Annotated in this window: 9 protein-coding genes and 3 pseudogenes; 8 read left to right on the plus strand and 4 right to left on the minus strand. The window is 32.2% G+C overall.

Annotated elements, in window-relative coordinates; all coding sequences use genetic code 11:
• Positions 1-659: 659 nt before the first annotated feature.
• Positions 660-1,916 (minus strand): ATP-binding protein, encoded by a 1,257-nt coding sequence (locus MKX66_RS02810; protein ID WP_016100949.1) that lies wholly within the window; start codon positions 1,914-1,916, stop codon positions 660-662.
• Between the two features lie 1,014 nt (positions 1,917-2,930).
• Between MKX66_RS02810 and MKX66_RS02815 the strand changes: the two genes are divergently transcribed.
• Complete coding sequence (locus tag MKX66_RS02815) at positions 2,931-6,212, plus strand: VaFE repeat-containing surface-anchored protein (RefSeq protein WP_341085440.1); 3,282 nt, start codon at positions 2,931-2,933, stop codon at positions 6,210-6,212.
• A 467-nt stretch (positions 6,213-6,679) separates the two neighbouring features.
• Here MKX66_RS02815 and MKX66_RS02820 read toward each other — a convergent pair whose 3' ends face one another.
• The gene (locus MKX66_RS02820) at positions 6,680-6,934 is read right to left on the minus strand and encodes a SunI/YnzG family protein (RefSeq protein WP_341085441.1); all 255 of its coding nucleotides are present in this window, start codon (positions 6,932-6,934) and stop codon (positions 6,680-6,682) included.
• Positions 6,935-7,178: 244 nt separating this feature from the next.
• Between MKX66_RS02820 and MKX66_RS02825 the strand changes: the two genes are divergently transcribed.
• The gene (locus tag MKX66_RS02825) at positions 7,179-7,922 is read left to right on the plus strand and encodes a M15 family metallopeptidase (RefSeq protein ID WP_033709884.1); all 744 of its coding nucleotides are present in this window, start codon (positions 7,179-7,181) and stop codon (positions 7,920-7,922) included.
• A 206-nt stretch (positions 7,923-8,128) separates the two neighbouring features.
• Complete coding sequence (locus tag MKX66_RS02830; RefSeq protein ID WP_165773204.1) at positions 8,129-8,275, plus strand: hypothetical protein; 147 nt, start codon at positions 8,129-8,131, stop codon at positions 8,273-8,275.
• A 1,048-nt stretch (positions 8,276-9,323) separates the two neighbouring features.
• Here the strand turns inward: MKX66_RS02830 and MKX66_RS02835 are convergent.
• The gene (locus tag MKX66_RS02835; RefSeq protein WP_002142559.1) at positions 9,324-9,620 is read right to left on the minus strand and encodes a hypothetical protein; all 297 of its coding nucleotides are present in this window, start codon (positions 9,618-9,620) and stop codon (positions 9,324-9,326) included.
• Between the two features lie 129 nt (positions 9,621-9,749).
• Between MKX66_RS02835 and MKX66_RS02840 the strand changes: the two are divergent.
• The 3 pseudogenes from MKX66_RS02840 to MKX66_RS02850 all read left to right on the plus strand — a co-directional run.
• Positions 9,750-9,818: pseudogene (locus MKX66_RS02840) on the plus strand (Holliday junction resolvase RecU); the annotation flags it as partial.
• Positions 9,811-10,170, plus strand: a pseudogene (locus MKX66_RS02845) (recombinase family protein); the annotation flags it as partial. The pseudogenes MKX66_RS02840 and MKX66_RS02845, both read left to right, overlap by 8 nt.
• 154 nt (positions 10,171-10,324) lie before the next feature.
• A pseudogene (locus MKX66_RS02850) lies at positions 10,325-10,601 on the plus strand (hypothetical protein).
• Between the two features lie 68 nt (positions 10,602-10,669).
• On the opposite strand, the gene MKX66_RS02855 reads toward MKX66_RS02850, so the two are convergent.
• The gene (locus MKX66_RS02855) at positions 10,670-10,876 is read right to left on the minus strand and encodes a hypothetical protein (protein WP_215589990.1); all 207 of its coding nucleotides are present in this window, start codon (positions 10,874-10,876) and stop codon (positions 10,670-10,672) included.
• A 516-nt stretch (positions 10,877-11,392) separates the two neighbouring features.
• On the opposite strand from MKX66_RS02855, the gene sigI reads away from it, so the two are divergent.
• Positions 11,393-12,115: an RNA polymerase sigma factor SigI gene (sigI, locus tag MKX66_RS02860; protein ID WP_002128341.1), complete on the plus strand. Its 723-nt coding sequence runs from the start codon at positions 11,393-11,395 to the stop codon at positions 12,113-12,115.
• On the plus strand, positions 12,108-13,520 hold the full coding sequence (locus MKX66_RS02865) for an anti-sigma factor domain-containing protein (protein WP_341085444.1): 1,413 nt from the start codon (positions 12,108-12,110) through the stop codon (positions 13,518-13,520). Before sigI ends, MKX66_RS02865 begins: the two co-directional genes overlap by 8 nt.
• Positions 13,521-13,651: the final 131 nt, after the last annotated feature.

The raw sequence follows: 13,651 nt of genomic DNA on the forward strand, positions 1-13,651 counted from the left end.
AATTAATTACTAATAAATTAAATACGCTATATTTAATAGAGTATAATACGGAATATTTAACTTTAATATTCCGTATTATATATAATTATGAATAATTTAACATATTTGTTGCGGAAAATTTTTACATAAGATATTTTAAATATTAAGCACAGAAACATTTCAAAGAAAAAGAGCTATTTTAAAATGTACCCTAAAAACGTTTTTCCTAAAAGTAGTAAGATTTTGCAAAATGTTTCTGTGCCTAATTAGATGAAAATAATATGATAAATTGTTTAAAAGAGATAAAAATAAGTTGCTTTTATGGAGAAATATACATCCCATACTATTAGAATTATGTCAAATTGTAGTTTGTAAATTACATTTCAAAGTATAAAAGGGGCATTTATTGCAGCGCGAATATCTATTACTGATTTATTGCATAAAAAGGTAGCTGCACAAAAGTACAGCTACTTTTTTCTTGAAAACATTATTATGCAAATAGCATACTTAACGTAAACTTGCGCTTAACGGTACTTGTGAATAAATTGTGAAATTGCTACTCTATGTTTCTAACTAACATTTTTGCACCAGAACCATATAAAAAGAGGACGAATAGTTACGTCTTCTTTTTATATGGTTCTGGTGCAAAATAATATCATTTAAATAAATCTTCTATTATATTAGCAGGGGATAGTGATAGAAAAGTGTGTTCCTTTTCCTAGTTCACTTTCTATCTCTATATCTCCGTTTAATTCTTTAATAATACTGTACGCAATCATAGTACCAAGCCCAGTACCTTTTTCTGTTGTTGAATAAAATGGCAAGGCAATACGTTTTATTTGTTGGGAAGACATTCCTATTCCTGTATCAATAATATCAATTACAATATTATCTTTTATTTTTTGTATATTTATTTGTAATACGCCACCATTTTTCATAGCCTCAATTCCATTTTGTATGATGTTGGTTAGACATATTTTTAATTTTTCAGTATTAGCATTTATGTAAAGGGAATCTGTTGTAATATGCTGTTTTATTTCAACATTATATGAAAGAGCGAGTGGTGAAATATTATCTTTCACTTGATTTAATATGTAATTAATATCTAGTTCCTCTTTTATAATGTTTTGTGGTTTGGTTAAAGATAAATAGTTATTAATAGTAGATTGTATTTGCTGCATTTCAAGTAACATAATTTCTAAGTACTTATCTTGAGACATCTTAGCACTCTCATCTTCATTTAGTAATTGAGTGAATCCACGTACCGTGGTCAGTGGATTATGAATTTCATGCGCGATCGATGCAGCTAGTTCGCTAGCTATATAAAATTTTTCTGCTCTTTGCATTCTTTCTTTTATTTTATATTTCTCGATCATTCCTTCTATTAAATAAACTGATAATAATACTGTGAAAATATTTATGATTATATAATTGAATAAAAATTCAATGAGAGTAGAGTCAATTTTACCACCTGTATTTATTTGCGTTACAATACCGCAGATAGAAAGGGAAGTTGTACATATCAAAATAAGTAGAATACTTAATAATATCTTCTTTTCCTTGAAATAAGTAGGTGACAAGTAACGAAACATGATTGTAATAACAGAAATAACAGTAAAGATAATAAATGATGGGAAGACTCCGCTTCCACCTAAGTAAAATCTATAGGAAAGATATAAAACTCCAATACAAATAATGCTCTTTGTATTTCCATATAGAAAAACTAATATAATGGGAATAAAACGTAAATCATAAATGAACCCAGCGTGTAAATGAAAAGGAAAAGTCATACAAAAAATAATTGCAATGGAGGAAAGTACAGAAATTAATATATTATTACATGCCATTTTTTCTTTATGTTCTAGCCAAAATACTTGGTAACTAAGGATACAAATAATAATAATAAATGTATTTAATAATAGTGTAGGAATTCCCATAGTTTATACCTCTCTGAGAGTTTGTAAGTAGGATTATGTATGTGTTTAATCTAGGTGTTTGATTTTATTAGATTTTCTATCTTTAAAAAAGAAAAGGAAGGGCACTTGAAAAAGTGCTTTTTTACCATTTATATTAAAATCGATGAGGAAGATAGAATAAAAAGTTACTTTTATTTATGAACAAAAAAATTGAAAGTAGCCCTTGTATAGGTAAAAGATGAAGCAAATTACTGAAATAGTTACGTTTCTCTGGAGTGAATATTCCGAAAAAACATTGTGTATGGCGAAATCCATTTTATAACCTTCGCCATATTAACATGCAACTTATTAAATTACAAAGAAAAAATTAAAAATTATTATTTTTTTGTTATTTTAATTTATTTAAAAACGTAAAAGTATTCAAGAGGTTACCATTGAGATGCTAGGCTAGGGTACTTAGACCAATATTCGAACTTAGTAATAACGTTGTTACTTTTATACTAATATTCTTAATACTAATTTTAGTATAATTAATCGATTGAAAGTTCCGATAATTACCCACGTACCCCTTTTTTTATATCATTTTATATTAAATACAATGATATTTATTGTCACATAATAATGCAAATTTCCAGTAAACTAATAGAAAAACTCCAATAAAAACATAATTTACTATCTTTTATATAAACATTGCAGGTGTAAATGCAATAAAATTTCATTATTAATACATATATTCAATCTGAAAATATCTTTGTAGTGGTCCTTCATGCGAAGAATCGTTTCCGTACTCCAACTACCGTTATTCTAGTATTTTACCAAGTTTCTTATTTTGTTAAGGTATTCTAATATTGTTACTTTTGTGAAATGAAATGTTTTAATATTATAATTTATAGTGAATGTTGAGAAAATAAATAATTTGTAAAAATAATATAATATTTGTAACTTTATGTCTTATAATATGAAATATCTTTGTTGTGATTATTTTAAATATTTGAATAATGCATCAGATTCATTTTATCTAAGGAGGTTTTAAAATTGGGGAAAAGAGTTGTTAAAAGAGTTTTTGCATTATTATCAGTACTAGCATTATTCTTTAATGTGTTTCTACCGAAGGCAAATGCGGAGGTTATGACGCATGAAAAGTATTCAATGAACTGGAGTTATAGCAACAGTTTAGGAAAGGATATCCGAACTGAAATTATCAAAAATTCAAGCGGTCAAATTGCTTATTGTTTAACTCTAGGTTTAAAATCACCAAATGGTGAAGATCTTCCTGAAATGGGGAAAACAGATAATGTAGTATATAGGGTTCTATTAAATGGTTTCCCACAAAAAAGTATAGAAAAACTGGGAGTAGCTAATAAGAATGAAGCACATTATGCAACTCAGCTTGCGGTTTGGAATGCATTAGGTCAACTTGATGTAAATGAATTAAAGCATGAAAATAAAAATGTTGAAAAAGCGGCTAAGACAATTATTAATGCTGCAAATACAAGTGAAGATACTCAAGATATTTTTATGAATGTGATTCCTGCTGAAAAGCAAAAGGCAGAATTAAAGGGTGAGTTTTTTGAAACAAACCTATACACAGTACAAACAAATGCTAAGAGTGGTTCTTATAAAGTAGTAGCGAAAAATGCACCTAATGGAGTTAAAATTGTTAGTGAAAATGGAGAAGTGAAAGATCAGCTTTCACTTGGGGAAAAATTTCGTATCCAAATTCCTAAAGATACAAAAACAGGTGAATTTAATCTAAGTGTTGCTGCAAATTTAACTAAAGTTCAAGCAATTGCTTATCGCGGTACTGATACTGTTCAGAATGCTACAGTGCTACTAGAAAGAAATGAGGAAAAGCTTAGTAGTGACCTTGCAGTAAATTGGGAAGCTGCTGGTTCTTTAAAAATTAAAAAGGTTGGGGAAAATGGAGAAATATTAGCTGGTGCAGTATTTGAAGTCTTTAATGCAAATAATGAATCAGTTGGAAAAATCACGACGGGTGCTGATGGTACTGCAGAATTAAATAACCTACCAATTGGTACCTACACAGTAAAAGAAATTAAAGCACCAACAGGTTATGTTTCAGGTGATAAACCACAAACTATTGAAGTTAAGACAGGGGAAATAGGAGCTGTTCAAGTAGTAAACAACAAAGTAAAAGGTAACATCGAAATAAAAAAACTTAGTGATTCAGGTAAGATGTTGCCTAATGTTGAATTCACGGTCTTTACTGAAGATGGAAAAGAAGTGAAAAAAGTAGTAACAAAAGAAAATGGAATTGCAAATGTTGATGGTCTTACGTATGGTAAATATTATTTCTTAGAGACAAAAACACCTAATGGATATATTGGAAATAAAACAAAGTATCCTTTTGAAATTAAAGAGCACAATAAAACACTTACTTTTACAGTGGAAAATGCAGAAGTGAAAGGTAGTGTGAAATTACTAAAAGTAGATAATGAAGATATCAGTAAAAAATTAGAAGGTGCAGTATTCGAGCTAAAAGATGCAAGCGGGAAAGTAATTGGGGAATATAAGACAGATAAAAATGGTGAAGTTAACGTCAAAGATTTAGCGTATGGTAAATATTCATTTGTAGAAAAGGCTTCTCCAAATGGTTACGTTCTTATTACAGAACCAATTGTGTTCGAAATAAAGGAACACGGGAAAATTATTGAGCTATTAGCAGTTAATCATCTTATCAAAGGTGATCTAGAAATTACAAAAGTTGATGTAGCTGATGGAAACAATAAGCTTCCGAATGCAGAGTTTACTATTTATAATGAAGCAGGAAAAGAAGTAGTTAAAGGGAAAACAGACGATAAAGGTATCGCGAAGTTTGAAAAGTTACCATTTGGAAAATACACATATAAAGAAACTGTTGCACCAAAAGGTTATGTATTGAATGAAGAAATATTCTCTTTTGAGATCAAAGAGAATGGTCAAATCATTAAACATATTGTCAAAGATGAAAAGATTCCATCAGTAAAAACAACAGCTACTGATAAAACCGATGGTACAAAAGAAATGCACACTTCTAAGTCTGTAACAATCCAAGATAAAGTGGAATACAAAGACCTACAAGTAGGTAAAGAGTACACTTTAAAAGGTAAATTAATGGATAAAGAGACTAATAAACCATTAGTTGTAAATGGTAAAGAAGTAACTGCTGAAACTAAGTTTACACCAAAAGAAGCAAATGGTTCTATTACACTAGATTTCACTTTTGATGCAACTGGTTTAGAAGAAAAAGAAGTAGTAGTATTCGAAGAGTTACTGAAAGACGGAAAAGTTGTTACTACACATGCTGATATCAATGATAAAGGTCAAACAGTTAAGTTCGTTAAGCCATCAGTAAAAACAACTGCTACAAACAAAGCTGATGGTGGAAAAGAGATTCATTCAAAGGATTCTATCACTATTCAAGATAAAGTAGAGTATACTAACTTAGTTGTTGGTAAAGAGTACACTGTAAAAGGTAAATTAATGAACAAAGCTATTAACAAACCATTATTAATTGATGGTAAAGAAATAACAACAGAGACTAAGTTCATTGCAAAAGAAAAGAATGGTTTTGTAACATTAGACTTTACTTTCGTTGGTGCTGAACAGCAAGGAAGAGAAGTAGTTGTGTTTGAAGACTTATTGCATGAAGGTCAAGTAATTGCAACTCACGCTGACATTAACGATGTAGGTCAAACAGTTCGATTTGTAGAGCCTTCCATTAAAACAACAGCTACAAACAAAGCTGATGGTTCTAAAGAGTTAGACGCTTCTAAATCTGTAACAATCCAAGATAAAGTGGAATACAAAGACTTAATCGTGGGTAAAGAGTACGTTGTAAAAGGCAAACTAATGGATAAAACAACAAAAAAACCATTATTAGTTGATGATAAAGAAGTAACAGTAGAATCTAAGTTTACTGCAAAAGAAAAAAATGGTTCTATCACACTCGATTTCACATTTAATGCATCTGCATTACAAGGTAAAGAAGTAGTAGTGTTTGAAGAATTGTATCAAGATAATGTCTTGGTTGCTATTCATGTTGACATCGAAGATAAGGGTCAAACGGTGAAATTTAAAGAGGTAAAACCGGAACAACCAAAACCAGAACAGCCGAATCAAGATAAAAATACTCCAACATCAGAGCAACCTAAAGAGCAAGTAAAAGAGCAACCACAACCTAAGAAAGAAATTCAATCTAAAATTGGATGGTTACCGCAAACAGGCGCTGACCTTACAAGCTGGATCTCTATGGCTGCAGGTGCATTATTGTTAATTGTTGGTGGAGTGATTTTCCTAAAACGTAAAAATGCATAAAAATTAAAAAATAATTTAGTCCTATTTACAGTATTTTAATCTAGTTGCTTATTTTTGAGTTGTTGTAATAATTCCCTGTTTTCTTTTCCTTAGCTTCCAAAGTGTCAGCTTCTAAATTCACTGTGAGACAAAATCCCTTAGCTATTTCAAAAGGTCTCATAGAGAACTGGGGGATATAATGCTCTTTTTTTACAAACTGTGTTTTTTCTGCCGTGATAAAGCAACAAATCCTTTCCTGCTATCATTATAGAGATAATTTTATCAAAAAAGAGAGCGTTATCTCTTCAATTTAGATAAATGGGACACAAAGTAGTATGGTGTGACAGAAGTGGCTTTGGCCTTACTGAAATGTTAAAGGGAATTTTCATTCATATAGATTGTTTTAAAAAAGGTGCGAAGTCAATTCTATGACTTTGCACCTTTTTATTTCACTTGAACTTTGTTTAAGCGCGTTTATCTACTCATTGTTACGCGTGAATTGCGTTTAAAATCGACACTTTATTCGTAGTAAATAATACATAATTTTGTTTTACAGTTCTAATTAATATACGATCAGTTGTCCCATATGCTGTTCCGATACGGATCGCACTTGGTTCTTCAACACCCGCATAGGTAGCATCTTCGGTAACCTCAATCACATCAAGTAATGGAATCGTGACCTCCGCAAATTGCCATGAAATAATTAACTCTTCTTTTGTTTTTTTGACATCAATACCTAGCATTATACCAAGACCTTTCTATAATAGAATGCTACACTTCTTATCTTATTATACGAATTTTTAGATTATTTTTCTACATGTATGAATAGAGCTGATTTTTTAAGGGTGCCAAAAGAAAGGGAAGATATACTATCAATCTATTAAGGAATACGTTATGAAGAAAAGTTCACAGGGAATTAATATGGATTTGATATGGTTGAAGTATGATGAATGAGTAACAGTAGGAGTTGCAGGAAGGAAATGAATGATGAGACTTAAATTAGTAGGAACCTTAACTTGTATAGTAGTAATGTTAGGTATCTTTATCATTTACACCAATATATCTATTGGTAAAGAACCATATAAGACAAACCATGAAACTAGTGAAAACTCCATAAATAAAGAAAAAAATAGTAAGCAAAATGGGACTTCAAATAAGATAGCAAGTTCCTTTGCTAGTATACAGGCTGTAGTAAATAAGGAATATGGTTTACCCGAAGACTATATGCCAGAGGATTTAGTTGTACCAAATGTACCGTTCTCATTTAGTGGAACGGTAGAAAAGAGTCATCTTCGTAAAGAAGCAGCGGAAGCGTTAGAAAAACTATTCCTTTTAGCTAAGCAAGATGGGATCCAGTTGAATGCTGTTTCAGGATTTCGTTCCTATGAGTATCAAAAAGGTCTGTATGCCAACAATGTTAAAAAGAAAGGGCAAGAGCATACGGATCGCTTCTCTGCAAAGCCAGGGCATAGCGAACATCAAACAGGGTTAACGATGGATGTTTCTTCTAAAAGTGCGAACAATGAACTAGAGCTATCCTTTGCGAATACGAAGGAAGGAAAATGGCTGAAAGAAAACGCGCATCGTGCAGGGTTTATCATTCGTTATCCTAAGGGGAAGGAAAGTATTACGGGTTATGCATATGAACCTTGGCATATTCGCTATGTAGGAGATATTGCTGAAAATATATATAAGGAAAAACTGACTTTAGAAGAATATATGAATCTGTGAAAATAGAATTGAAGAGTTAAACTGTATTCATTGTTTATGAATGCTACTTTTTCTATTAAAAAGCCTAATTTCTCAATGTTTTGTAGAGAAATTAGGTTTTTTTCATCACTTCATTAGAGTTTTTTAGGCTTCGTTCGTTGGTATACTTCACACAATATTATAAAGGAAATAGAACTTACTGAAGATAACATATGAATGTTTTATAAATGTATCAAAAAAGTGAACAAAATCGTTATTTTGCACAACAAGATAGTCAGCGTAATGAAATAACTGCTTGTAAAAAAAGAAGCCCTATAGGAAATATTACAGGGCTTCACCAAGTTGAGTTATGTCGTATTCAAAAGGGATTTTAACATGATATTTGTGTTGAATAAACTGGTAAATGTGTCCAAGTAATTTGGAGCTATTTTATAAAAAAAGAGAAGCGCTTAATCAGGACGCTCCTCTTAATGCCAATACACAATAACTATCCTATTATACTGTATAAGCGTAAAATATTTAACAATTACCTTCATGGTAAATATTTCATTTTGTCTTAGTACCTTTAAATCACGAAAAAAAGGTTCCGCTGTTTCCAACAGAACCTTTCCTAAAATGGCAAAGAGTAACTCTTACCTTACTCTTTGTTCATATACTACAGGAGTTTTAATGAAAATCCAAGGCTCCTTATATTGAGAAATAAAGAAGAATCATTATAAAAATTTTTATCTTTTTTCATAAATAAAAGAGCAGCTAGCAAAAACTAACTGCTCAATACAAGGAGATACAGAGAAAACTAAATGGATTTTGGCATACAGCCTATCAACATTATGGACATAATATTGATTTTTATTCGAAGGAATTCATGTTTTACAAATCAGATTATGATAGTCGATATTCTCCATATTGACCAGAAAAGAACCAAGAATTCTAGTGAAATTCCAAGTGTTCTTTTCCTAGTTTTTTGAAATTCTTTTACTAAATAGCCAATAGCGCTAATTGCTAGAAGAATGAAAAGAATAAGTTCTAGTGTAACTGGCATTTGATCTACTCCTAATCCATTATTTTAATTTAGTATATAACGATTATAAGATGTTTTTTGTGGTTAGTGGTGAGAAATTAAACAAAACCATCTCTTTACGAAAAAAGGTCCTGTTGTTTCCAACAGAACCTTTCCTAAAATGGCAAAGAGTAACTCTTACCTTACTCTTTGTTCATATACTACAGGAGTTTTAATGAAAATCCAAGGCTCCTTATATTGAGAAATAAAGAAGAATCATTCTAAAGAATCTTATCTTTGTTATAAATATAAGAGCAGTTAGCAAAAACTAACTGCTCATCTCCAAGGGGGAACAAGGAGAAAAATCTAATGTCATCTATATTATTGACGGAATATTGAGTTTTAATCATAAAAAACTACGTTTAACTTAATGCATAACCCACAATCAAAGTTAGTGTTAAAAACACTGATAATAACAATGTTAGTAAGACTGTTGCTACACTCCTAAGCATCGCAATCCAATTATTCATCTTAGAAAATCCTATAATGCCAGCAAAAAAAGTTCCTATTGTTAAAACTAGTAATATAAATAAAGGGTGAATGTGTAATGAATCCGTGAAAAATTTGAATAATTCAAGTGGAATTTCAAAATATAAACGGAATAGTCCAACGCAAATCAAAGAGCATATAAAGGACCATAGATTGAGGTTATGTTTCATAGCTTTCTCCTATGTTATCAAAATAGTTTTACTCAATTTTAATGGGAAATAAAAGAAAAAGATAGAGGTTATAAATTAGAATCAATTTTTTAACAAAATAATCCTTTTAATAGAAAGCGAGGAATAACAATGGGACTCGGAAACCGTGGGATGGCATTTGAAATGCTTATCAATCTAGCGAATGAAATGTATCATAGAAACAATTAAAGAAAAAGGCGCTTCTATTAAGTCGTTAAAAGACAATTGGCTTGATACTACAAGCGATAATCCATACAGCACTTTCCTACTCACTGTAATGGCTGGTGTTAATCAGTTAGAACGTGACCTAATTCGAATGCGGCAACGAGAAGGTATTGAACTAGCTAAAGAGCGTGGTGTTTATAAAGGGCGCCCTAAGAAGTACGATGATGATAATCCTAATATGGAACATGCTTTAGATCTGCTTGCAAACCGAAAGGAAAACAAGTTTACAGTAAAGAAGATATGTGAAGTTACAGGTGTAAGCCGCACGGTTCTTTATGAGAGAGCAAAAGAAAAGGGAAGTATGTAGATTTTAAAGTAGCGAATGCGCTGCTTTTTTATTTTATCAAATAAATTGTTCTTGAGTAGAAATGAAAATAGGGGTTTGCCTTAAACATTTATTATTAATCAAGAATATGAGTATAGAAACAGGTCTAAATTCTGTAATGGTGGAGGGGATTGTTGTGGACATAACTCAAAGTGTGGTAAGAATAGTGGTTAATGGAAAAGACCTTCCGTTCACTTCAGTTCAAACCTCTGCATGGAATCATGGACCTGTAAATGATTTAATCGTTTCGACGAATCAGAGAGTGAATGAGCTTTATCAATTCATGTGGTCACAAGTACCAGTTACGATCTCGGTGTATTTTCTTCAAGGGGCGGACTTAATGAGATTCGCTAGGATCGCTGGAATTAATGAACGTGTAACGGGAGAATATATATCATTTCATTTGGGGATAAGAAGAATTCAAAGTAGCTTAACAGCTGCTTTTTTATTTTGCATAGAAAAAGGAACCATAATAGGCTCCTTAATTTGATTCAGAAGTTGTGTAGTTTTTCTTGATGATATCTTTTATGTTGATAATTAAGGATATAAAGAATCCAGCAGCTAGGATACCGTTTACCCAGTAATATGTATTCCCGGATGTAAATTTATTATAAAAGGAATCGATATTATAATACACTAAGCCTGCTGAAATGACGGTAGAGATTACTAACGTACCAAAACTTTTCATGACGCTGCCCTCCGATTCTGAAATTTTAGGCTTTTAATACAATTGTACATTTAAATAAAAAGGTTTACAAAGGAATTACCATAAGGAGGAGTTATAACGAGTTTCTTCCAATTGATGGTTTTTATTTTTGAAAAAATAACTATTTTATAAAAAAAATTTTTTGACCCCCATAAAACTATTTGTTCCTTCGAATATATATAAGTAGAAGAAAATAAATGAAAGAAAAAGCTAAAATTACCAAAAATATAGCGAAGAGTTATTCAAAGATTGCAGCTAAAATAGAAAAGAGCAAGAAGAACAAGTGGTATTGCAAAAGAAAACAAGAAAGTAATACAAAATACAGACGTCACTTTAGTACAAGTGGAAAAAATAGTCATATAAAAAGTCGGCCTCGAAAAATATGAGCACCAGCAAGTAGACAAGCCCAAAGAAAAGTACTAAGAAAATGTGGTTAAATGGTCACTTGTTTAGTGACCATTTTGCTATTTGAAGCAGAAGGAGGCAGGGAGATTACTAGTGTTGAGTTTAGTAATGAAAATCTTAAAAAAAACGAAAATAGAAGATATCGTATTTAACATACAAAACAACGGTGGAGATAAGGAAGCTTTTATCGTACAGTATCAGCCGTTTATTAGAAAATCAATATCGTCTGTCTGCCGCAGGTACATTACAGAGCAGGATGATGAATATAGCATTGGATTATTTGCATTTAACGAAGCAATTGAACAGTATTCATATAAAAAAGGAAAATCTTTTCTAGCGTTTGCTGATCTTCTTATAAAAAGAGATGTAATTGACTATATACGCAAGGAGTCTAAGCATAATCTTGTCTTTTTAAAAGAAGATAAGCAAGAGGAAATATTAGAAATACAAGTATCGCTTACGGAGTATATGAAAGAGATGGAAAATAGTAACCGTAAGGAGGAAATTCTTCATTTTCAAAGTGTGCTAGCTGAGTTTAAAATTACATTTTCAGAGCTTGCTAAGGAATCCCCTAAGCATCGTGATACGCGTGAGCACTTAATAGAAATTGTAAAGATTATTATAAAAGACGAGAAAATGATGGAAGAGCTGTTCCGAAAGAAAAAGTTACCCCTTAAACATATTGAACCACGTGTTAGGGTAAGTCGTAAAACGTTGGAGCGACATCGAAAATACATTATTGCGATGTGTATTATCTTTGCAAACAACTATACATATATTCTGGATTATATAAGAGGGGAGAAGCATGATGAATAAAGGAATTGTGATGGATATAAAGAAACATAACGTAGTTGTTTTAACTCCAAATGGAGAGTTTATTACGTTTAAAAGAAAAGTACACTCTTACATGATTGGAGAGGAAATCTCGTTTAACGAACAAGAGCAAAGAGCACCGCGTTTTTCAATGCCGCGTTTTTCAATGCCACCTTTCTTAAAGCCTACAACAGTAATTGTTGCTGGTTTTCTATGCGTATTGCTGTTTTTCTACAATCAACCGGAAGAAAAAGTGTTTGCTTATGTCTCAGTTGATATAAATCCAAGTTTAGAGGCGAGCGTAACGGAAGATCTTCGTGTTATAGATTTGCGGGCTTGTAATGATGATGGAAGGCGTATTTTAAAAGAAATGAAAGGGTGGGAAAATAAGCATCTGCAAGACGTAATACGTACTATTATAAAGCAGAGTCAAAAGGATAAGTACTTAACGAATGATAAGCAAGTTATGCTAACAGCTGTTACAAAGGACAAGTCGTTAGAACCTCAGTTGGAAAAGGCTATGCAAGAATTAAAGAAAGAGTATGAGATAAAACATATTACAGTTGAATATCAAAGCAGTACGATGCAAATGCGGGAGGATGCCAAGAAAGCAGGGGTTGGAACGGGCGTTTATATAAAACAAGAGAATGAGAAGCAAAAATCGCTTACTCCACCTGCACCTCCGTCTAATCAAGAACAACAAAAGTCATCTTCTGATGCATCATCGGACGCATCTCCTGTAAAAGAAGAAAGCAACGAGAAGAAAGAGCATATAGAACAAAAGCAATCTAAGGAACAACAACCGAAGCAAATAAAAGAAAATAATGGGAATCAGCAAGAGAACAACGGAAGAGGATCACAAGGAAATAATGGGAATGGGCAAGGAAACAACGGCAGAGGGTCCCAAGGAAATAATGGAAATGGGCAAGGAAACAACGGCAGAGAGTCACAAGGAAATAATGGAAATGGGCAAGGAAACAACGGCAGAGGGTCCCAAGGGAATAATGGAAACCAGCAAGGGAACAACGGAAGAGAATCGCAAGGGAATAATGGACATCAGCAAGAAAACAACGGTAGAGGTCCACAAAAAGAAAATAATGGACACCAGCAAGAAAACAACGGTAGAGGATCACAAGGGAATAATGGGCATCAGCAAGAGAATAACGGAAGAGAATCGCAAGGGAATAATGGGAATGGTCAAGGGAACAACGGAAGAGAATCGCAAGGGAATAATGGGAATGGGCAAGGAAACAACGGAAGAGAATCGCAAGGGAGTAATGGGAATGGTCAAGGGAACAACGGAAGAGAATCGCAAGGGAATAATGGGCATCAGCAAGAAAACAACGGTAGAGGATCGCAAGGGAATAATGGGCACCAGCAAGGGAACAATGGCAGAGGGTCTCAGTAAGGAAAGCTCCTACCACATAATATTTAGTGAAAGAAAAATCTATAGAATATTGAACGGAGGGGAGATTCCTTCCATCTGAAGATATTTTTTAACATTTTTTTAAAATGACGGACATAAAATCGTATATCCTT

Origin of the sequence: Bacillus sp. FSL R9-9530, assembly GCF_038008145.1 — a bacterium.
Classification (GTDB): domain Bacteria; phylum Bacillota; class Bacilli; order Bacillales; family Bacillaceae_G; genus Bacillus_A; species Bacillus_A mycoides.